19 protein-coding genes are annotated in these 20,857 nt (G+C 73.3%); 11 read left to right on the forward strand and 8 right to left on the reverse strand.

Going from position 1 to position 20,857, the window contains the following annotated elements; translation table 11 throughout:
- Positions 1 to 7: 7 nt before the first annotated feature.
- From MQV74_RS03450 to MQV74_RS03465, 4 genes are all read right to left on the reverse strand, one after another.
- Positions 8 to 1,033 (reverse strand): PHP domain-containing protein, encoded by a 1,026-nt coding sequence (locus tag MQV74_RS03450; protein WP_242714521.1) that lies wholly within the window; start codon positions 1,031 to 1,033, stop codon positions 8 to 10.
- 28 nt (positions 1,034 to 1,061) lie between these two features.
- Positions 1,062 to 2,453, reverse strand: coding sequence for an NADP-dependent succinic semialdehyde dehydrogenase (locus MQV74_RS03455; RefSeq protein ID WP_242714522.1), 1,392 nt, complete (start codon positions 2,451 to 2,453; stop codon positions 1,062 to 1,064).
- 76 nt (positions 2,454 to 2,529) lie between these two features.
- On the reverse strand, positions 2,530 to 3,228 hold the full coding sequence (locus MQV74_RS03460; RefSeq protein ID WP_242714523.1) for a LuxR C-terminal-related transcriptional regulator: 699 nt from the start codon (positions 3,226 to 3,228) through the stop codon (positions 2,530 to 2,532).
- A complete protein-coding gene (locus tag MQV74_RS03465; RefSeq protein WP_242714524.1) occupies positions 3,221 to 5,188 on the reverse strand; it encodes a sensor histidine kinase in 1,968 nt (655 codons plus the stop codon). Before MQV74_RS03465 ends, MQV74_RS03460 begins: the two co-directional genes overlap by 8 nt.
- 254 nt (positions 5,189 to 5,442) lie before the next feature.
- Between MQV74_RS03465 and MQV74_RS41345 the strand changes: the two genes are divergently transcribed.
- From MQV74_RS41345 to lanKC, 3 genes are all read left to right on the forward strand, one after another.
- The gene (locus MQV74_RS41345; RefSeq protein ID WP_374120579.1) at positions 5,443 to 6,228 is read left to right on the forward strand and encodes a radical SAM protein; all 786 of its coding nucleotides are present in this window, start codon (positions 5,443 to 5,445) and stop codon (positions 6,226 to 6,228) included.
- Between the two features lie 165 nt (positions 6,229 to 6,393).
- Entirely contained in the window at positions 6,394 to 6,591 is a 198-nt protein-coding gene (locus MQV74_RS03475; RefSeq protein ID WP_242714526.1) for a hypothetical protein, read from the forward strand.
- A 245-nt stretch (positions 6,592 to 6,836) separates the two neighbouring features.
- Positions 6,837 to 9,425 (forward strand): class III lanthionine synthetase LanKC, encoded by a 2,589-nt coding sequence (gene lanKC, locus MQV74_RS03480; protein ID WP_242728493.1) that lies wholly within the window; start codon positions 6,837 to 6,839, stop codon positions 9,423 to 9,425.
- A 303-nt stretch (positions 9,426 to 9,728) separates the two neighbouring features.
- On the opposite strand, the gene MQV74_RS03485 is transcribed toward lanKC, so the two are convergent.
- Complete coding sequence (locus MQV74_RS03485) at positions 9,729 to 10,757, reverse strand: ArsR/SmtB family transcription factor (RefSeq protein WP_242714527.1); 1,029 nt, start codon at positions 10,755 to 10,757, stop codon at positions 9,729 to 9,731.
- 230 nt (positions 10,758 to 10,987) lie between these two features.
- Here MQV74_RS03485 and MQV74_RS03490 point away from each other — a divergent pair, with 230 nt between their 5' ends.
- Positions 10,988 to 11,440 carry a nucleoside deaminase gene (locus MQV74_RS03490; RefSeq protein ID WP_242714528.1) on the forward strand — a complete coding sequence of 151 codons (453 nt, stop codon included), beginning with the start codon at positions 10,988 to 10,990 and terminating at the stop codon, positions 11,438 to 11,440.
- A gap of 37 nt (positions 11,441 to 11,477) precedes the next feature.
- On the opposite strand, the gene MQV74_RS03495 is transcribed toward MQV74_RS03490, so the two are convergent.
- Complete coding sequence (locus MQV74_RS03495; protein ID WP_242714529.1) at positions 11,478 to 12,056, reverse strand: helix-turn-helix domain-containing protein; 579 nt, start codon at positions 12,054 to 12,056, stop codon at positions 11,478 to 11,480.
- A 283-nt stretch (positions 12,057 to 12,339) separates the two neighbouring features.
- On the opposite strand from MQV74_RS03495, the gene MQV74_RS03500 reads away from it, so the two are divergent.
- Together MQV74_RS03500 and MQV74_RS03505 are read left to right on the forward strand one after the other, a co-directional pair.
- Positions 12,340 to 13,002, forward strand: a complete 663-nt coding sequence (locus MQV74_RS03500; protein WP_242714530.1) for a class I SAM-dependent methyltransferase — start codon at positions 12,340 to 12,342, stop codon at positions 13,000 to 13,002.
- On the forward strand, positions 12,999 to 13,478 hold the full coding sequence (locus tag MQV74_RS03505) for a DinB family protein (protein WP_242714531.1): 480 nt from the start codon (positions 12,999 to 13,001) through the stop codon (positions 13,476 to 13,478). Before MQV74_RS03500 ends, MQV74_RS03505 begins: the two co-directional genes overlap by 4 nt.
- Before the next feature lie 18 nt (positions 13,479 to 13,496).
- Here the strand turns inward: MQV74_RS03505 and MQV74_RS03510 are convergent, their stop codons facing one another.
- Positions 13,497 to 14,096: a CGNR zinc finger domain-containing protein gene (locus MQV74_RS03510; protein WP_374120580.1), complete on the reverse strand. Its 600-nt coding sequence runs from the start codon at positions 14,094 to 14,096 to the stop codon at positions 13,497 to 13,499.
- Between the two features lie 92 nt (positions 14,097 to 14,188).
- Between MQV74_RS03510 and MQV74_RS03515 the strand changes: the two genes are divergently transcribed.
- The 3 genes from MQV74_RS03515 to MQV74_RS03525 all read left to right on the forward strand — a co-directional run bounded on the left by MQV74_RS03515 (position 14,189) and on the right by MQV74_RS03525 (position 18,662).
- Positions 14,189 to 15,076: an MBL fold metallo-hydrolase gene (locus tag MQV74_RS03515; RefSeq protein WP_242714532.1), complete on the forward strand. Its 888-nt coding sequence runs from the start codon at positions 14,189 to 14,191 to the stop codon at positions 15,074 to 15,076.
- A gap of 211 nt (positions 15,077 to 15,287) precedes the next feature.
- Positions 15,288 to 18,119, forward strand: a complete 2,832-nt coding sequence (locus tag MQV74_RS03520) for an ABC transporter substrate-binding protein (RefSeq protein ID WP_242714533.1) — start codon at positions 15,288 to 15,290, stop codon at positions 18,117 to 18,119.
- Between the two features lie 81 nt (positions 18,120 to 18,200).
- A complete protein-coding gene (locus MQV74_RS03525; protein WP_242714534.1) occupies positions 18,201 to 18,662 on the forward strand; it encodes a pyridoxamine 5'-phosphate oxidase family protein in 462 nt (153 codons plus the stop codon).
- A 517-nt stretch (positions 18,663 to 19,179) separates the two neighbouring features.
- Here MQV74_RS03525 and MQV74_RS03530 read toward each other — a convergent pair.
- A complete protein-coding gene (locus MQV74_RS03530) occupies positions 19,180 to 19,719 on the reverse strand; it encodes a TetR/AcrR family transcriptional regulator (RefSeq protein WP_242714535.1) in 540 nt (179 codons plus the stop codon).
- Positions 19,720 to 19,836: 117 nt separating this feature from the next.
- Between MQV74_RS03530 and MQV74_RS03535 the strand changes: the two genes are divergently transcribed.
- Complete coding sequence (locus MQV74_RS03535; RefSeq protein WP_242714536.1) at positions 19,837 to 20,277, forward strand: hypothetical protein; 441 nt, start codon at positions 19,837 to 19,839, stop codon at positions 20,275 to 20,277.
- A gap of 66 nt (positions 20,278 to 20,343) precedes the next feature.
- The gene (locus tag MQV74_RS03540) at positions 20,344 to 20,787 is read left to right on the forward strand and encodes a hypothetical protein (RefSeq protein ID WP_242714537.1); all 444 of its coding nucleotides are present in this window, start codon (positions 20,344 to 20,346) and stop codon (positions 20,785 to 20,787) included.
- Positions 20,788 to 20,857: the final 70 nt, after the last annotated feature.

Raw genomic sequence — 20,857 nt, forward strand, 5'->3', positions numbered from 1 at the left:
CACCGGCTCAGGCCGGACCCTGCCCGGACCTGCTCGTCCACGCGAGCAGGTCCTCGGCGTTCCAGGTGGTGACGGTGCGCTCGGCCGGTACCCCGCACTCCTCGGCGCGGGCGCAGCCGATGATCTGCCAGTCGAGCTGGCCGGGCGCGTGCGCGTCGGTGTCGATGGCGAACAGGACCCCGGCGTCGACCGCCCGGCGCAGCAGCCGCCGGGGCGGGTCCTTGCGCTCGGGCCTGCTGTTGATCTCCACGGCCGTGCCGGACTCGGCGCAGGCGGCGAAGACCGCGTCGGCGTCGAAGGCGGACTCGGGGCGGCCGCGGCCGGTGACGAGGCGGCCGGTGCAGTGGCCGAGGACGTCCGCGTGCGGATCGCGCACGGCCTTGACCATGCGGCGGGTCATGGCCTCCGCGTCCATGCGCAGCTTGGAGTGGACGGAGACGACCACGACGTCCAGCCGGGCGAGGAGCTCGGGCTCCTGGTCGAGGCAACCGTCCTCCAGGATGTCGCACTCGATGCCGGTGAGCAGGCGGAACGGGGCCCACGTCTCGTTGAGCGCGGCCACCACCTTCAGCTGCTCGCGCAGCCGGTCGGGCGAGAGGCCGCGGGCGATGGTCAGCCGGGGCGAGTGGTCGGTGAGGACGGCCCACTCGTGGCCGAGCGCGGCGGCGGCCCGGCCCATCTCCTCGATGGGGCTGCCGCCGTCGGACCAGTCGGAGTGCAGATGGCAGTCGCCGCGCAGCAGGGCCCGCAGCTCGGCGCCGCCGGTCACCAGGGGCTGCTCGGCCTCCTCCTCCAGGCGGGCGAGGTAGCCGGGCACCTGACCGTCGAGCGCCTCGCGCACCACCGCGCCCGTCTTGGGCCCGATGCCCTTGAGGGCTTCCAGGGTGTGCGTACGGACCCGCTCGGCGAGCTCCTGAGGCGTCAGGGCGGCGACGGCGGCCGCTGCGGTGCGGAAGGCGCGTACCCGGTAGGTGGGCGCGTGGACGCGTTCGAGCAGGAAGGCGATGCGGTTCAGTGCCTCGACGGGCTCCATGGCTGCCACCTGCCGGTCTCCCGGGCGCTCAGGCCCCGTGCCACACGGTGGTGGCGTTGCAGAACTCCTTGATGCCGTGGCCCGACAGCTCACGGCCGTATCCGGAGCGCTTGACTCCGCCGAAGGGGAAGGCCGGGTGCGAGACGGTCATGCCGTTGAAGTAGACCCCGCCCGCCCGCAGATCGCGTACGAGGCGCTCCTGTTCGGCCGGGTCGGTGGTCCAGGCGTTGGAGCTCAGGCCGAACGAGGTGTCGTTGGCCACGGCGACGGCCTCCTCCAGGTCCGCCACGCGGTAGACCGTGGCCACCGGGCCGAAGGTCTCCTCGCGGTGGACGCGCATCTCGGTGGTGATGCCGACCAGGACGGTCGGCTCGTAGTAGAAGCCCCGGTCGAGGCCCTTGGGCCGCCCGCCGCCGCAGACGGCGGTGGCGCCGCGGCGCACGGCGTCGTCGACGAGCTCCTCCAGGTCGTCGCGGCCCTGCGCGCTGGCGAGGGGGCCCACGTCGGTGCTCTCGTCCGTCGGGTCGCCGACGGTCAGCTCCCGCATGCCCGCGGTGAAGCGCTCCAGGAAGGCGTCGTACACGTCCGTGTGCACGATGAACCGTTTGGCGGCGATGCAGGACTGGCCCGCGTTCTGCGTGCGCGCGGTGACGGCGGTGGTGGCGGCCGCGTCGACGTCGGCCGACGGCAGGACGACGTAGGGGTCGCTGCCGCCCAGTTCGAGGACCGTCTTCTTGATCTCGTCACCGGCGATCGCGGCCACGGAGCGGCCCGCGCCCTCGCTGCCGGTGAGGGTGGCGGCGGCCACCCGCGTGTCGCGCAGGATGGGCTCGATGGCGTCGGAGCCGACGAGCAGCGTCTGGAAGCAGCCCGTGTCGAAGCCCGCGCGGAGGAAGAGGTCCTCCAGGTACAGGGCGGTCTGCGGCACGTTCGACGCGTGTTTGAGCAGCCCCACGTTGCCCGCCATGAGGGCGGGCGCGGCGAACCGCACCACCTGCCACAGCGGGAAGTTCCACGGCATCACGGCGAGGACCACGCCCAGGGGGCGGTAGCGGACGAAGGCCCGGGACGCGCCGGAGTCGCGTACGTCACCGTCGTCGGGCCGCTCGTCGGCGAGCAGGGCCTCAGCGCGGTCGGCGTACCAGCGCATGGTCCTGGCGCATTTGGCGGCCTCCGCGCGGGCCGCCCGCACGGGCTTGCCCATCTCGGAGGTGATGGTGAGCGCGATGTCGGGGGTGTCCTCGTCGAGCAGGTCGGCGGCGCGGTGGAGCAGGTCGGCGCGGTCGGCGAAGCCGGTGGTGCGGTAGCGCTCGAAGGCCGCGGCGGCACGGCTCAGCCGCGCCTCGATCTCCTCGGCGCTCAGTGGCTCGAAGGTCAGCTCGGTCCAGCCGGTCGCCGGGTTGACCGTTGCGATGGGCATGTCATGGCCTCCTCGTCCGCCTCCTTCGACCTTCCCGCGTCGCCCGTCCGGGCGCAACGCGGGCGTGCCGGGCCGGTCAGCCGGGGCCCGCCGGGGTGTGGCGCAGATAGGCGAGGACGGCGCTGACCCGGCGGTGCAGCTGGGGTATTTCGGCGAGGCCGAGCTTGGCGAAGGTGGAGTTCACGTGCTTCTCGATGGTCGACTCGGAGAGCGTCAGGGAGTCGGCGATCGCCCGGTTGGTCTTGCCCTCCGCCATCTGTCTGAGGACGTCGAGCTCCCTGCGGGTGAGGTGCGACAGGGGGGCGTCGGCGGCCCGTGCGTGACTCCCTATGAGGACCTCCACGATGCGGGGGTCGACGACGGAGCGCCCGGCGGTCACCTCCCGCAGGGCGCGCAGGAGCTCGTCGACCTCGCCGATGCGTTCCTTGAGGAGGTAGGCGAGGCCGTCGGTGCCGCGCCGGAAGAGGTCGAAGGCGTAGTTCTCGTTGGCGTGCTGGGACAGGACGACGACGCCGATGCCGGGGTGGGCGGCGCGGATGGCGTGGGCGGCGGTGATGCCCTCGGTGTGGTGGCCGGGCGGCATGCGGATGTCGGCGATGACGACGTCCGGCAGCAGTCGCGCGACCGCGTCGAGGAGCTCGGTGGCGGTGCCGACGGCGGCGAGGACGTCGACCTCGCCGGTGTCCTCCAGGAGCCGCCGGGTGCCCTCGCGCACCAGGTAGTGGTCCTCGGCGATGACGACGCGCAGCGGGGCGGTGCCCGAGGGCTCAGGCACGGGCCTCCTCCCGTTCGCGTTCGGGCAGGCGGGCGCGGATGACGGTGCCGGTGCCGACGCGGCTGGTGACGGTGAGCTCGCCGCCCACGGCCTCCGTGCGGTCGCGCATGCCGGTGAGGCCGGAGCCGCGGGTGGTGGCGGTGGGGAACCCGGTGCCGTCGTCGGCGACCTCGACCTGGAGGCGGCCGTCGGCGCGGGCGAGGCGGACGGTCACGTGTCCGGCGCCCGCGTGCTTGAGGACGTTGGTCAGTGCTTCGGATACGAGGTAGAAGGCGGACTCCTCGATGTCGAGGGCGAAGCGCACGCCGGTCAGCGGCTCCTCGCTGTGGACGGTGACGGGGATGGGCATGCGGCGGGCGCAGGAGGTCACGGCGGCGACCAGGCCCTGGTCGGTGAGGACGGGCGGGTGGATGCCGTGGGCGAGCTCCCGCAGGTCGTCGATCACGCGGTAGGCGTCGTCCTGCATCTCGGTGAGGGCGGCGTCGATGTCGCCGCCCCGGCGCAGGCGGTTGCGGGCGAGGGCGAGTTTGGCGACGAGCACGACGAGTTCCTGCTGGATGCCGTCGTGCAGGCGGCGCTCGATGCGGCGGCGCTCGGTGTCCTGGGCGTGCACGATGCGGGCGCGGGACGCGGCGAGTTCGGTGGCCTGGCGCTGGGTCTCCCGGGCGTGCGCGGAGAGCTCGGCGGCCAGGCGGACGTTGTGCACGGCGAGGGCGGCGGACCGGGCGAGGGTCTGGCCGATGTCGTGGTCCTCGGGTGCGCAGTGGCCCTCGGCCTTGGGGCCGTACTCGATGGCGCCGAGGACGTCGTCCCCGTACAGGAGCGGGAAGCTGACGAGGGGCCGCTCGCCGGGCGGCGGTTCGCCCGCTTCGGCGGTGGACAGGGGCGGTCCGGGCCCGCCGAGCCGGACCCGGACCCAGCGCAGGCCGAGGCCTTCGCGCAGCCCGGTGGCGAGCCGCGGGGCGAGCCGGTCGAGGTCGTAGGCGTGCTCCAGGGTGGTGCCGAACTGGACGAGGAGCTCGAACCTGCTGAGGCGCTTGCCGAAGACGCGGCGCTCCAGCAGGGCGTTGAGCTGGGCGCGCAGCGGCTGGAAGAGGGCGGTGACGACGACGGCGACCAGCAGGGACAGGCCGAGCGGGAAGACCAGGCCCGCGGTGAGCCCGAGGGTCAGGGCCATGCCGACGTACCAGCTGTTGATGATGAGCCACAGGGAGCCGTAGACGGCGGAGCGGCGCAGCGCGATGTCGACTCCGAACAGCCGGTGGCGGAACGCGGCGTAGAGGAGGGTCACGGAGATCGACACGTAGGGCAGGGCGCCGAGGATCGAGCCGACGAGGTAGAGGACGCCCTGTTCGCCCTGCCAGGCACGGAAGAGCCGGGCGGAGCCGCGGCCCAGGAAGACGACGGCGGCCACGGCGGCGAAGGGCAGCAGCGCGGCCACGTCGCGCAGGCCCGCGGCCCGCGCGCGCAGACAGCGCAGCACGAGCAGGAGGGCACCGATGCCGGGCAGGAAGGCCTCGGGGTGGTAGAAGACGATGTAGTAGACGGCGTGGTCCGACAGGCCGGTGAAGGGCAGCAGGACCGGCAGCGCGAGCAGACCCCACAGGGCGGCGAGGCCGCGGCGTTCGTAGCGGAAGCGGTGGTCTCCGTCGGGCAGCAGGGCCAGCAGGCGCACGACGAGGATGCTCACCACCAGGTGGCACAGCTGGCTGGCGGCCTGCAGGACGAGCTCGAGCGGCCGCAGCGCGCCGACGGCCTCGGGGCGCAGGTACCAGCCGAGTTCGCGGCTCACCAGGGTGGTGGTGTGGCGGACGGCGACGGAGACGCACAGCCAGGAGCCGAGCAGCAGCAGTCGGCGGGCGACGGGACTCGACGGGGCGTGCCACCAGGTGAAGAGTCCGGCGACGTAGCACGGAAGTACGGAGCCGAGGATCCAGGGCAGAACATAGCGGTTCTGCAACTGCGTTGTCCCGATAAGCGTTGCCCAGAGCAAGCACGCTCCGCCGCACGCGGCGACGAGGTGCATCCCCCCGCTTCTGCCTGCCACGGGCGACATTATCGGGGCCTGTCACGACGGGCGTCCAGAGAAGTAATCCACCGACCGCGCCTGGCGGAAAACCTCCAAGGATTTTGGGGGGTTCCCGGGTGTCCGGCAATGGCTTGCGTGAGAACACTCGAAGGGAATCACGGGGGCGGATTCAGAGGGTCGCGAAGGTGGATTCAGAGGGCCCGCCCCCGCGAGGGCACTGCGCAAGGACACCGCGTGGACACCGGGCAAGGGCGTCACGCAAGGCCGTCACGCAAGGCCGTCACGCAAGGCCGTCACGCAAGGACGAGAGAACGGGTGGCCGTCATGAGTCGTTGTTCCGGTCCGGAAGCCGTCGTCCGGGACACCACGTACGCCTGCCCCTTGCGTTGCTCGCACGGCCATGCGGAGTCGGGGAGACGGCCTTCGCGGCAGCTCGGCCCGGAGGTCATGCTGCGGGCGGCGACGCGCCGACGTCGCTCGGCCCCCGGGTCGTGGCCCTGACCGGAGGCGAACCGCTCGTCGCCCGGGGCGTGTTCGAGGTCGCGCAGCGGCTGCGCGCCGCCGAGGTGAACGCGCAGCGGCTGCGCGCCGCCGGGGTGAAGCTGCCGGTCAACACCAGTGGACGGGTGATGAACCGGGCCCTCGCCGAGCGGCTCGCCGACCACTTCGACGAGGCGATCGTGAGCCTGGACGGAGCGACGTCCGAGGTGCACGACCGCATCCGGGGGCGCGAGGGCTCCTTCGAGCGGGTGCTCGCGGCACTCACCCTGCTCGACGAGGTGGCGGCCGAGCGGAGCACGGCCGACCGGGGGCGGCCGTGCTTCGGCGTCGACGGTGTGGTGATCCGCAGCGACTTCGGCCAGCTGGAGGACATCGTGGGCGACATCACCCACCGCTTTCCGCGCCTGACCACACTGGGGTTCAACACCGACGTGCCGGAAGGCCTCGCCAGCCACTCGATCCGGCGATGAAGCCGGAGCGGGCCGCCGAGGGCGTCGACACCAAGGTCAGGCAAGGGGAGCCGGGCGATCCGGTGCGGGGGATCCCCGTGTACGAGAGGACGGTCGGCAGTCTCCCGAGGAGCCCGCGGCGGTGTTGTGGGAGCGCGCCCTGGCCCGGCTGCGGGACCCTTCGTCGTGGAGACGCTGTCCACGGTGGAGTCGACGGGGACGTGGGCGAAGGCCGTCCGGCGGACGGACCGCCACTTCGGTTCCTCCGACGACATGGCGCGCAGCGACCGGTGCTCGGTGCGGACGCGCCCTCCGCAGTTCGTCGCGGTGACGGTCGCGCGGCCGGAGTTTCCCGAGTTTCCCGAGTTCCACCACTCCGCCTGACGGCACCGGGCGCCGCGCACCGCAGCGGCTCGCTCCTCGGCCATTCCGCGGCGCCGCATTCCGAAGACCTTCTCTCCGTCGACGCCCGCCCGCTTTCTGTCCACCGTTCCTCCGACGCCCTTCCCGTCGTGCCGACTTCCACCGAAGGGGCATTTGTTCGAATCCCGGACGCTTTTCCTCCGCGACTCCCGCTGATTCCCCGCAATCCCCTTCTGCCCGGTCCTGACCGGAGAGGCCGCCCCGTGATGAAACTCCAGGACTACGACCGCTTCTACCGCGCGGACCCGGTCTTGTTCGAATTTCCGGAGCGTCTTGCCGACACTCAGGAAAGGCTCACGGCGGCCCTGCGACCCCTGCCCCGGGACTGGGAGCGCGCCGATTCCGGATGGTGGACGCGGCTGCGCCCGCCGGCCGCGCGACGGCCGGACCAGGGCTGGCGGATCCACGTCTCCGTGACGCTGCCGCATCTGGAGCGCACGGCGGATACCGTCGTGGAGTACTGCGTGCGGCAGGACATCGCCCTGGACCTCGTCCGCGGGACGGCCGCCGCCCGCGCGCTCGGCGACCTCCGCGCCGACCGCCTCACCAGCGCCGACCTGATGGTCCTCCACCCGGCGGACGAGACCGCGCTCGGCACCGCGCTCGCCGACCTCACCGCGCTGCTCGCACCGCTTCCGGGACCGTACGTGCCGGGCTGTCTGCGCCACCGCTCGGGTCCGCTGTACGTGCGCTACGGCGCCGCGCAGGACCAGCGGTGCCCCGCCACCGGGCACCTGGCCGCCCCGGGCGACGAGCACCCCATGGTGCCCGCCCTGCGACGGCCCGACGGCACCCTCGTGCCCGAGGACCGCCGACCGGTCTTCCGCTGCCCTCACTGGGTCGCGCTGCCCGAGGTCCTGCGCGCCGACCTCAGGGCCCTGCACACCCCGCCGGACGCCCCCTTCCCCTTCCGCGGAGTGCGGGCCCTGCGCCTGACCACCGGCGGCGGCACCTATCGGGCCACCGACACCGCCACCGGCAGGGCCGTCCTGCTGCACGAGGCACGGCCCCACACCGGGTTCGACGCGTACGGCACCGACGCCGTCGCCCGCCTGACGCACGAACGGGCCGTCCTGGAGCGGCTCGCGGGCCTCGACTGCGTGCCCCGTGTCGTACGCCACCACGTCCAGGCGGGCCACCACTTCCTGGCGGTCGAGCTGCCCGAGGGGCAGAGCCTGGCCGAAGCGGCGGCCGCCGCCTTCCCGCTCACCACCGGGGACCGCGCGGAGAAGGAGGCCGCGGGCTACGCGGAGTGGGCCCTCGGTGTCGTCGGGCGGGTCGCCGCCGCCCTGGACGCGCTGCGGCACCGCGGGTTCCGCCTGGGCGAACTCAACCCGGAACACCTGCTCCTGTGCCCGGACGACCGGCTCGTGCTCAGCCGTCTGGACACGGCGACGGACCTCACGGACGACCGGCCCCCGGCCACCGGCGAGGAGGGCTTCACCGCACCGGAGGGGCTGCGCGGCCGGGCCGCCACCACCCATCTGCTCGACGTGCTGCGGCTGTGGCTGCTGCTTCCGGTGCCGCACCGCGACCTGGCGACCCTGCGCGTCCTCACCCGGGCCGTCGACCAACACTACCCCGTCCCGCCGGGCTTCGGCGCCACCCTCCTGTCCCGCCTGTCCAGGATGGCGGACCCCCAGGCCGACGACCACGCCGGGCGGCTCGCCGCGGACCGCCCCGACTGGCCCGCCCTGCGCGACTCCCTGGTGGCGGGCCTGCACGCGATGGCCACGCCCGAGCGCACGGACCGCCTCTTCCCCGGCACCCCCTTCGGGCCCGCGGCCCTCGGCGGACCGTCGTTCGGGCACGGGGCCGCCGGGGTCCTGTACGCCCTGCACCGGGTGGGCGCGGCCGTCCCCGCCGAGTACGTCACCTGGCTGGCGGACACCGCCGAGCGCGACCCCGACCCGCGTCCCGGCCTGTACGACGGGCTGCACGGGGTGGCCCTCACCCTCGACCTGCTCGGCCACCGCGAACGCGCCCTCGCCGTCCTCGACCGCGCCCGGCCGCTGGAGGCCCGCGTGCTGCGCCCCGACCTGGCGGGCGGCAGCGCCGGAATCGCCCTGAACCAGCTGCGGTTCGCCTGCGTCACCGGGGACACCGCCCTGCACGACGCGGCCCTGCGCACCGCCGTCGACCTCGCCGGACTCGTCACGGAGGGGCCGCCTGCGCCCCGGCCCGGCACTCCCCCGCCGTACGGCCTGCTGCACGGCGACGCCGGGATCGCCCTGCTCTTCCTGCACCTGTACGAGGAGACCGGTGTCAGCCGCTATCTGGGGCTGGCCGAGCGCGCGCTCGGCTTCGACACCGCCCGGTGCGGCACCGCCGCGGACGGCTCCCTCACGCTCTTCGACGGCACCCACCACCTGCCCTACCTGCACGGCGGCAGCTGTGGACTCGCCTTCCCCCTGCGGGCGTTGCTCCGGCACCGGCCCGACGAGGGCGGAGCCGCACTGCTCGCCGCCGTCCGGCACACCTGCGACGCGCTGTACGTGCGCGACGCCGGGCTGCTGCGCGGCCGGGCGGGCGCGATCGCGGTGCTCGCCGCCCTCGACGGCCCCGGGGACCGCGAGGCCCTGCACACCCAGGTGCGCCGCATGGCCTGGTACGCGCACTCCTACCGCGGCCACCTCGCGTTCCCGGGCTTCCGGATGCTGCGGCTCTCCGCCGACCTGGCCACCGGTGCCGCGGGCGTCCTGCTCGCCCTGGACTCCGCGTTCGGGGGTGGCGGGCCCGTCCTGCCGTACCTCGACCCGCGGTCGTCGCCCCCACGAGCCCACGAGGGGAGGTGACTCGGATGTCCGAAATCCCTCTCGACGCGTGCCTCACGCACCACCACGACCCGCACCACGCGCGCCTGCGCGAGCGCGTGCGGGCCGGCCTGGGGACGGAACTCCTCCTCTCCCCCGGCCTCCTCGACGGTCAGGCGGGCCTGCTCCACGCCGCCTCCCGCCTGGCCGGCCCGGGCTCCGCAGCGTCGGTACGCCTGCGGAGCCCGGGCCTCCACTGCTTGCGCTTCCGGGGGGCGGACCTTCACGCCCGACGGCCTCCTGAAGCTGGGGGTGACGGCGGACGCACTGACGCACCCTCACGGGTCAGCCCTCGTGGAGGTCCGGGAGGGCGCACGGGGAGTCGAGGAGGGTGGTGCCGAGGCCGGTGACCGTGTGCAGAGCCGTGTTGCGGTATCTGACCGTGTGCACGAGGCCTGCGCGGCGCAGGGTGGTGGCGTGCCTGCTGGCGTTGGACGGCGCGACGCCGGTCAGCACGGCCAGCTCGTTGGTGGAGCAGCCCGGGTGTTCCGCGACGGCGTTCAGCACGGCGGCGCGGGTCGGGCCCAACAGCGCCGCCAGGGCCGACGGCGGCGTGCTGTGGTGCTCCGCGTGCGGGAACCGTGCGATGAGGGAGCCGACGTCCCACGGACTGTGGGCGGGATACGTCAGTACGGGCTGTGGTTGAGAGGCAGTGCAGACAGCGGACCACCGCGGTCCGAAGTAGGACGGCACGAGCAGCAGTCCGCGGCCCTCCAGGAGGAGGTCGCCGTCGAGGCCCGAAGCCATCGTGACTTCCAGTACGGGGGCGTTCCAGCGGACGCAGTGGGGGTTCGCGGAGCTGAGGAGGTGTTCCATGCCACCGGTCAGCGCCTGCCGCGTCTTCGTTCCCCCTTCGGTCGTGGCACTGCTGGCGATCTGCTGCCAGTGGGGAGACAGGAGCACGTCGTACACGTGGTCCAGGCTGTCGCACAACCGTCGGAACAGGTCGCGGTCGTCGGCCAGGTGACGGGCCCAGGGCGGGAGGGGCCAGTCCGCCGCCACGTGCGCCAGGTCGCTGCGGATCCGGGAGCGCGGCGTGGCGCGCACCCGCTCCAGCACGTCCTCCGGGGAGCCCGACTCGGCGCGGGTGAGGAAGTCGGGTGCCCAGCGGCGGGCCCGGACCAGTTCGAGGACCATCCGCGCCTCGGGGCGCAGGTCGGTCAGGGCGCGCCGCCGCCAAGCCCCGAAGCGCACCGCTTGGCCGCGCTGTTGCAGGGTGCGGACGGCCGCGGCCAGTTCCATCAGCGGCAGCGAACACGGCGACACCCGGGTCCGCGCCAGATCGTCGACCGTGAAGTGAATGCGGTAGACCACGGCTCCCCCGCCCCCGTACACCACCGTTCGAGACGATCGATCCTCCGCGCATGCCGTCGCCCGGTCCAGGCCGAATCACGTCGAGTGCGTGCGCGGTTCAGCCGCTGCTCGCGCTCCGGGCACCGCGTCGCGGCGGCCGCCGCTCCCCCGGACCCGCGTGCGAGCCGTCGGCGACCGGGACGTGCCACGCTGGGCGAACCCCATCGCCCGCAGCTCAGGAGGACAGGACCATGGTGAGGGAATCGGACCGGCGCATGCTGCGTACCGCGCTGGAGGAGGCTCGCTCGGGCCTCGCCGAGGGCGGGATCCCGATCGGCGCGGCCCTGTACGCGCCGGACGGGTCCACCCTGCTGGGCCGCGGTCACAACCGCCGCGTGCAGGACGGCGATCCCTCGACGCACGCGGAGACCGCCGCCTTCCGGGCGGCCGGGCGGCAGCGGACGTATCGCGGTACGACGATGGCGACGACGCTCTCGCCCTGCTGGTACTGCAGCGGCCTGGTCCGGCAGTTCGGGATCTCGCGGGTCGTCGTCGGCGAGGCGCGGACGTTCCACGGCGGGCACGACTGGCTGGCCGAGCACGGCGTGGAGGTCGTGATCCTGGACGACCCCGAGTGCGCCGCCCTGATGGCCGCCTTCACGGAGACCCACCCGGAGCTGTGGCAGGAGGACATCGGGGCGTAGACCCGCACCTGCGCAGGGGGCCGGGCCGTTCGCGCGGTCAGTGCCCGGCCGGGGTCACATGCGCCCGCTCCCCCTGCGGGCCGAACAGGGCGAGCAGTTCGGCGGGGCTGCCGTCGGCACTGCCGATCCAGTGCGGCACGCGGGTGTCGAACTCGGCGGCCTCGCCGGGGCCGAAGCGGTGCTCGTGGTCGCCGAGCACGAACCTGACGTGCCCGTTGAGGACGTAGAACCACTCGTACCCCTCGTGGGACTGCAACGTCACGGCCGGTGCGCGGGCCGCCGGCGGATAGATCACCTTGTAGGCCTGGATACCGCCCGCGCGTCTGGTCAGGGGCACAAGGACGAGCCCGGACCGCCGTACCGGCCGCAGGTGGACGCGCGGGTCGCCGGTGGGCGGCGCGGCGACGAGGTCGTCGAGCGGGACGCCGTGCGCCCGGGCCAGGGGCAGGAGCTGTTCCAGCGTGGGGCGGAGCTTGCCGTTCTCCAGGCGGGACAGGGTGCTCGCCGTCAGACCGGTCTCGTTCGCCAGTGCCGCGAGCGTGGTGTTGCGCGCCTGACGCAGGGCGCGCAGCCGCGGTCCGACTCCGGCCAGCACGTCTTCCGTAGGGGTGTCCATGCTGCCCGATGATGCGGATCCGCAACTTTCCTTGCAAGGGCGGAAAGGGCCTGGCGATGCTGGCGGCACATCGCCGGAACCGACGGCGCCGACGGCACCCGGCTCGCCGACGCGGCGGACGACTCGGACGGCTCCGGCCGTCCAGACGGCTCGGGTGACTCCGGCAGCCCAGCCCGGGCGGCTCGGAAGGCTCGGGCGACTCGGGCGACTCGGGCGACTCGGGCGACTCGGAAGGCTCGACGCCCCGGGCGGCTCAGACGGCTCAGACGAAGGGACACCCCTGATGGACTCCACCCACCACCCGCGGCCCGCCGACAGCGCGGCGGAAGAGGACGCCGCCCGGTTCTGGGAGCGGACCCACCGCGCCCGGAGCGGCTGGGCCACGCGCGTCAACCCGCTGCTCGCCGAGGTCGCCGCGCCGCTGCGCCCCGGCGCCGCCCTGGACCTGGCCTGCGGCCCCGGCGGCGACACCCTCTGGCTGGCTGAGCAGGGGTGGCACGTGACCGCCGTGGACATCTCCGCCACCGCCGTCGAACAGGTACAGGCCGGTGCCCGCGAACTCGGTGTCGGCGAGCTGGTCACCGCCGAACGGCACGACCTGGCCGACAGCTTTCCCGTCGGCCGGTTCGACCTCGTCTCCGCCCAGTACTTCCAGACCCCGTTCGAGCTGCCGCGCGATCGCATCCTGCGTACCGCCGCGCGGACGCTGCGGCCCGGCGGCCTCCTGCTGGTCGTCGACCACGGCTCCACCGCACCCTGGTCGTGGAACCAGGACCCCGACGTGCACTACCCCACGCCCGACGAGACGGCCGCCGCGCTCGCTCTCGACCCGGCGCGGTGGTCCGTCGTGCGCGCCGACATGCCGCGCCGCCGGGCCGTCGGACCCGCCGGCGAGACCGCCACCGTCGTCGACAACGTCCTGCTCGTCCGGCGGGCCGCCGCATGAGCGCCGAGGACACCCGTCCGCCGTCGACCGCCCCCGACGAGAAGGCCGTCCTCCTCGGCTGCCTCGACCAGCTGCGCGACGCGGTCGCCGCCAAGGTCACGGGCGTGCCGGAACCGCAGGTCCGCACGGGCGGGGTGCCGTCGGGCACCAACCTCCTCGGCCTGGTCAGACATCTGGCGATCGTCGAGCGGTTCTACTTCCTCGGCGAGGAGGTCGGCCCGTGGCACACGACCATGCGGCCGTCCGCCGAGGACACCGTCGAGAGCGTGCTGGCCGACTACCGAAGGACCGTCGAGCGGGCGAACCAAGTCGTCGACGCCTGCCCCGACCTGACGCTGCCCGCCCCACGGCCGCCGCGCCGGGGGCCGGGGCCCTCGATGCGCTGGGTCCTGGCGCACATGATCGAGGAGACCGGCCGGCACGCGGGCCACGCCGACATCCTCCGCGAGCAGATCGATGGTTCCACGGGCCGCTGACGGGGTCGGGGCCCGGCCTCAGCACACCTCGGCCCGGGTGCGCCGCGCGTAGGCACGGGCCGCCCGGGCGCGGTCGCCGCAGCGGGTGGAGCACCAGTGGCGGCGGCCGTGGCGCAGCAGGTAACGGTTGCAGGGGGTGGAGCCGCAGGCCGTGAGGCGGTCGGCGTCGGGCCCGGTCAGAAGGTCGGCGGCGTCGGCGGCCAGGGCGGCCAGGGCGTGCTCGACGATCTGAGCCGTGGGGTGCGAGGCGGCCCGGTACAGGCCGCGGGTGGGGTCCCAGTGCAGCAGGGAGGCCGCGGGCGCCCGGGTCAGGGCCTCGTTGACCGCCGCGAGCGCGCTCGCGGGCGCGGGGTGGCCGTCGACGCGGGAGGCGAGCAGGGACCGGATCTGTTCGCGCAGCGTCCGCAGCTGCGCGGCGCACATCTCCTGGAGTCCGGCGTCGTCGGGCGCGAGGCCGTGCTCGACGAGCCATCGGTTCGCCGCGGCGGGGCTGCCGAGCAGATCGAGGAACTGGCCGCCGGGCAGCGCGATCGCGCTGTCGGCGAAGTCGAGGGCCGGGTACTGCTCGGCGCCCGGCGCAGGCGGCAGATCCGGCTCGGCGGTCACGCTGTCCTTCATGACTCTCATGTTATGGCTTGCGCTCATCCATGAGAAACAACTAGCTTCACCTCACGGATACACCACTACTCATCCGTGAGGTGTGCTCTCCCATGGCTTCTTCCGACTCCTCCTCGGCTTCTTCCGGCCCCTCCTCGGCCGCTTCCGGCTCTCCCTCAGCTGCTTCCGCCCCGTCGACGACGCCCCCCAACTCGCCCACGGCCGCTGCCGGAACGCGCGGCGAGCGGATTCCCGTACGCGTCTTCGGCGGCCCCACCGCACTCTTCGAGTACGGCGGTCTGACGTTCCTCACCGACCCCACCTTCGACGCACCCCGCAGCTACCCGGTACCGGGCGGCGAGCTGGTCAAGACCGCGCCCGCCGCGGCCACGCCCGCCGAGCTCGGCCGCATCGACGTCGTCCTGCTCTCGCACGACGAACACCCCGACAATCTCGACGAGTCCGGCCGGGCCCTCCTCGCGGAGACACCCCTCACCCTCACCACCCCCAGCGGCGCCCGTCGCCTCGGCGGCGCCGCGCAGGGCCTGGCCCCGTGGGCGTCGGTCGACCTCGACCGGCCCGACGGCAGGACGGTGACCGTGACGGGCGTGCCCGCGCTGCACGGCCCGGAGGAGCTCGGCGCCGAGGAGGTCGAGGCCACCGTCGGCGAGGTCGTCGGCTTCGTCCTGACCTCGGCCGATCTGCCCACGGTGTACGTGAGCGGGGACAACGCCTCGCTCGGCCTGGTCCGCGAGATCGCCGCGCGCTTCGGCCCCGTGGACACCGCGATCCTCTTCGCCGGGGCGCCGCGCGTCCCTGTCTTCGACGGCGCCCTGCTGGTCCTCGACAGCGCCCAGGCCGCCGAGGCCGCCGCGATCCTCGGGGCGCGCAGGGTCGTGCCCGTGCACTGCGACAGCTGGGCCCACTTCACCGAGGGCCGCAACGACGTCGTGGCCGCCTTCAAGGCCGCCGGGCTCGACGACCGCCTCCAGCTCGCCTGAAGAGCCGCCGGGCCCGGGGCCGTTGCGGCCGACGAGACGCCGGGAAGACGCCGTCGAGACGCCGGGAAGGCGCCGGTCAGGCCTCGGCGAAACGCCGATGAGACGCAGTCGTCCGCGTCCGCGTCACCAAACCTCTCCAACTCCGCCACGGCACGGGTAAATTGACCTTGCCGCCCACGGCGGGCGTGCCTTTCGGGGGTTGGGGTAGGAAATGCGCGGCACGGTCCTGGACGGGCGGTACACGCTCACGGAGCGGATAGGCGCGGGAGGCATGGGCGCCGTCTGGCGGGCCCGCGACGCGCGCCTCGACCGGGACGTGGCCGTCAAGCTGCTCGGACTGCCCCGGCACACGTCGGGACCCGAGCGGGAGCGGATGCTGGCGCTCTTCGTCCGCGAGGCGCGGGCCGCGGCGGCGCTCGACAGCTCGTACATCGTGCCGGTCTTCGACCACGGCGCGGACGGCGACGTCCCGTACCTCGTGATGCCGCTGCTCACGGGCCGTACGGTGAACGCGCTGCTCACCGAGGGCGACGGCCTCGCGCCGGAGCGGGTGGCGGACATCGCGGGGCAGGTGTGCCGGGCCCTCGCCGTGGCCCACCGGGCGGGCATCGTGCACCGGGACATCAAACCGGCCAACGTGATCGTCACCGACGAGGGCACGGTGAAGGTCCTCGACTTCGGCATCGCCAAGTTCCTCGACGCGACCGGGGCGACCGGCGGCTACCTCACCCGCACCTCCGACTCCCCCATCGGCACGCTGCACTACATGGCCCCCGAGCGGTTCACGCGCGGGCCCGCCGACGGACGCACCGACGTGTACTCGCTGGGCTGCATGGTCCACGAGATGCTCACCGGATCGCCGCCCTTCGACGCGCCGTCCGAGGCCGCCCTGATGCACTGTCATGTGTACGAGGCCCCGGACCCGCCCTCCGCACGGCGGCCGGAACTCACCCCGGAGTGGGACGCCTTCGTCGGCCGGACGCTGACGAAGGACCCGACCGGCAGGCCCAGCGCCGACGAGGCCCGTCAGGCCCTTGAGGCCCTCGCGCGCACGGCGGGGCTCCGGCCCGTGCCGGTGCCCCCGCCCGCACCCGAGCCCGTGCCCACGCCCCAGGCCGCGCCCCTGGAGCCCGTGGGAGCGGCCGAGTACCCGCTCGCCCCGCCCATGCCCCAGGGCCCGCCGACGCCGTGGCCCGTGCCGCAGCCGCTGGTCGCGGCCGGGAGCGGGCCCCGTCCGTGGTGGCGCAGATGGTGGCTTCCGGCCGGGGCGGCCGTCGCCGTCGCGGCGCTCGTCGCCGTGCTCGCCGTCGTCAACCCCTTCGACAAGGACGGCGCAGGCGACACCGACAAGACGGCGAAGGACGGCGGCTCAGGCAGTTCGGACGGCCGCGGGACCGGCGGCGGGAAGGACGGCCGGACCGGCGCCAAGGGCCCCGCGGTGGCCGAGCAGGCCAGGACCGAGACGCTGACCATCGGCACGGCCGCGGACTCCAAGGGCCCCTCGCCCGCCGTCGGCGGCGCCCGCAGGGGCGGCTCCGTCACGGTCCTCGACCCCTACGAGCCCACCACCATCGACCCGGGCACGATGTGGTCGGGCAGCGACCGCCTCATCTCGCGCCTCGTCTACCGCAGCCTGACGGGCCTCAAGACGCTGCCCGACGGCTCGGTCAAGCTCGTCGGCGATCTGGCCACCGACGCCGGGCGGCCCACGGCGGGCGGCCGGACCTGGACGTTCACCCTCAAGGAGGGGCTGACGTACAACGACGGACTTCCCGTGCGCGCCAAGGACTTCGCCCACGCCGTCGAGCGCACCCTCGGCCCGCAGTTCTCCATCGGCGACAAGACCGTACGCAGCTGGCTCCTCGGCAAGGACGCCACCACGGGGACCAGCACCCGCTCGCTGCCGCCGGGCGCCATCGAGACGCCCAACGACCGGACGATCGTCTTCCATCTCGAAGCCGCCCGCCCGGACTTCAACGTCGCGCTCGCGGGCCCCACCGGCGCCCCCCTGCCCGACAAGGTCAAGGACACCCCGGTGAACTCCGGGACGCTGCCGTCCACCGGCCCTTACCAGATCAACGCCTACCAGGGCGGCAAGGACCTCGTCCTCACGCGCAACCCCGCCTGGCGGGCGGCCACCGACCCGTTGCGCACCGCCTATCCGGACACGTACCGGATGGAGGGCGGCGTCACCGTCGACCGGATCAAGTCCCGCACGCTGGCGGCGCGGCCGGGCGAGGCGGTCATGTCGTTCACCGGCACCCTCGCCAAGGGCGACCTCGACGAGGCCTCCGGCGCGGGCCGTCTGACGGCGCCCTCCCCGTACGTGCAGACATACATGATCAACACGCAGCGGGTGAAGAACCGCGCGGTCCGCAAGGCCGTCGCCACCGCGCTGCCCGCGGCCGACGTCCTCGCGGCGAGCGGCGAGAACGGGACGGTCCAGCACAACCTGCTGCCCCCGGGCGTGCGCGGGGCCCGCCCCTTCGACCTGTACGACGCCGGGGAGCGCGGGTCCCCCGCCAAGGCGCGTGCGCTCCTCAAGGACGCGGGCAAGAGCGGCTACCGGATCACCCTCGGCTACGGGACGGAGGCGGACGCCAAGCGCGCCGAGGCGATCGAGGCGGCACTGAAGCAGGCGGGTTTCCGGGTCGAGCTCAAGCAGGACAAGACGGCCGACTACTTCAAGAACGCGGGCGACGGCAAGTACGACCTGTTCCGCATGGCCGTCGGCGGTGGCCTTCCCGTCGCCTCCTCGTTCCTGCCGGACTACTTCGACAGCGAGACCGCGGCCCCCGCCTCGTCGAACTACTCCCGCCTCAAGAACTCCGAAGTCGACGACGCGATCGAGGCGGCCGACGACGCGGGCTCCGTGACCGCGGCGGGCGAGCTGTGGTCGCGGGTCGACCGTCGCGTGATGGAGGAGGCGGCGGCCGTGCCGCTGTACGTGCCGACGCGCACGTTCCTGCACTCCGAGGCGCTGCGCGGGCTCCAGGTCGACATGGACGGGGTGTCACCGCTCAACGCGTACGTGCGCCCCTGACCCTCCGGGCGGTCTCGGACCTCGGACGTAGGTCCGGTGCCCCATGCGCGCTCCCCGCACCACCGGCTACGGTCGCTCCTCATGCAGAGCACCGACAACACCCGCCGCGACGTGCGGGAACGCACCCGCGACACACTGGCACGCCTGGGCCGCGAACGGGACGTCTGGGTGTCCACCGCCCACCCGGAGCGGGGCCCGCACCAAGTGCCCCTGTGGTTCTGGTGGGACGGGCGCGCGCTGTGGCTGTGCACCGGCGAGACCACCGCGACCGCGCGCAACCTCCGCACAGACCCCCGCGTACGCCTGGCCCTGCCGGATACCTTCGACGTGGTGCAGCTGCGCGGGACGGCGGACTGCTTCCCCGCACCGGAGGTGCCGGAGGAGGGCGCGGCCGGATTCGCGGCGAAGTTCGGCTGGGACCCGCGAACGGCCGAGGGGCCGTACGCCTATCTGCGGGTGACCCCGGACACCGTGCTGGCCTGGCGCGGCGAGGGCGAACTCTCCGGGCGGGTGCTCATGCGGGCAGGGGTGTGGCTCGGGTAACCGCCCGGCCCGGGGCTGTGGACGCCGGGTGCGCTCCTGCCCCGGCTCGGGAGGAGCGGACGTCGTCGACCTGGTGCCGTCCGGTGGCGGCGCGGATGACGTGGTGGGTGACTCGAAGACCGCGACGACCCGCTGGTCGCCGGTGAGCGGTGGCGTGCACTGTGTGTCACTGCCCTCACACGCGTCCTGCCACTCCACGAACCGCATCCCGCTGCCGACTGCCGTCAGGGTGAACTCGGGGCTCTGCACGAGGTAGGAGCACGACGTCCCGTCGCAGTCCTCGTCGGCGAAGCCTGACGCGTTCACGGTCCCCGTGCCGCCCTCCGGCTGATCGCGGTCCACGCGGACCACGGCGTAGCCCGTCTCGGACAGCTCGGCGAAGGACGTCGACCGCCCCCATCCCACGGTCAGTCGGCGAGGGACGCGCACGCCGCGCGCGGGCCGCGTGGGGCACTTGGTGTGCGTGCACACTGAACCGCCCTTCGCGCACGGCGAGGCACACCTTCGGGTCATCAGGTCAGGCGTGCCCCAGTGCCGCGCACGCCAGACCGGCGAGCTTGTCCGGCAGGTCGTGCGGGTCGTGGCGCAGGATGTGCAGCCAGGACAGGGCCGTGCCGCCGAGCAGTGCGTGGAGCAGGTCGAGGTCGGGCAGCTCCGCCAGTTCGCCGCGGTGTACGGCGCGTTCGACGAGCAGGGTGATCACGGTGCGCTGCGAGTCGATGAAGGCGGGGGAGAACCGCTCCACGAGGCCGGGGTTGCTGGACGCCTCAGCCATCAGGTTGAGCACGACGCTGGATCCCGCCGGGTCCGCGAGCTGGCCGACGATGACGTGAGCCAGGGCGGTCAGATCGCCGCGCAGGGAACCGGTGTCGGGCGGGGCCGCCACGGGGGCGTCGTGCACGACTGCCGCGAAGAGCATCTCCTGCTTGGTCGCGTACCGCCGGTAGATCGCGGCTTTGCCGACCCCGGCGCGGGCGGCCACCGCGTCCACCGTCACTCGCCCGTAGCCCACCTCGGCCAGCAACTCGCGGGCGGCGGCGGCGACTGCGTGATCCACGCGGCTCTCACGGGGGCGTCCAGTTGGTTGCGCTGCTTTCTCCACTGTGCCAGTATACGGCACTGGTCGTTCCGAAAATCTCAGTTCCGTAAGTCTTTCGTTCGAGCAAAGGGCGCCATGCGAAAGCTCAAGAGGTACGTTGCCGCGCTGAGTGTGACCGCGGCAGCCGTCATCGGATCCGCCCCCAGTGCCGGGGCGGCGGATTACCCCTGGTACCCCTTCGACGGGATAAAGAGCAACTGGACCTGCTCCCCGACGGAGAAACAGGGAAGTGCCTACGTCCAGCAGTGCGTGATAGTCAATGGGATCGCCTATCAAGGCGCCACCATCATCACCACCAACTCCTCGGTGACCGCGCAGTCCTACACCTCCGCGATCAAGAACCGCACATCGGACGGCCGCGTCTCCTGCGCCGGCCCGATCTCCGACACGACAGTCCTGTGCCTCAGCGAAACGCTCCGGGCCGCCCGCGGTTCCTACGTACAAGGGGCAGCGGAAGTCATCGTCGGGGCGACGGGCCCCACCTGGCACATGTCACCCACGGTGCCCATCAAGTAGGCGCCGCCACCGACCGTGCACGTCCACCCGGAACCTCAAGCCTGTCCTGCCCACGAGGGGATCACTGTGCGTACCTTCAAGAAGTCCATCGCCGTGCTCGGCGCCACCGCGGCGGCCGTCATCGGATTCAGCTCGAACGCCAGCGCCGCCGACACTCCCTGGTTCACGTTCACGGGAATCAAGGACAACTGGCACTGCTCCGACACCGTGAAACAAGACCGTGCCTACATCCAGCAGTGCGTCATCATCAACGGCACGGCGTTCCAAGGCGCGACCATCGTGACAGTCAACGCCCCGGAGAGCCCTACGGCGGCGACCTACGTGATCGAGAACCGCGACGCGCGCGGGGGCCAGAATTGCTACGAGGGGCTCCAGGAGAACAAGACCCTTCTGTGCCTCAGCGCGACCCAGAGAGCGACCCCGGGGTCATATGTACAGGGCTTCGGCGCGGTCTGGACTCCGGGAGCCGGGTCCAAGTTGTACTACTCCCCCACGAAGCGCATCGGCTAGGAAGGGAAGTCCCCCCTCTGCCCGAGTGAACCGCGCTCAGCGTTCAGCACCCTCCGGCACAACTCACCGG

The sequence above is a fragment of the Streptomyces sp. AN091965 genome, assembly GCF_022698285.1.
Lineage (GTDB): Bacteria > Actinomycetota > Actinomycetes > Streptomycetales > Streptomycetaceae > Streptomyces.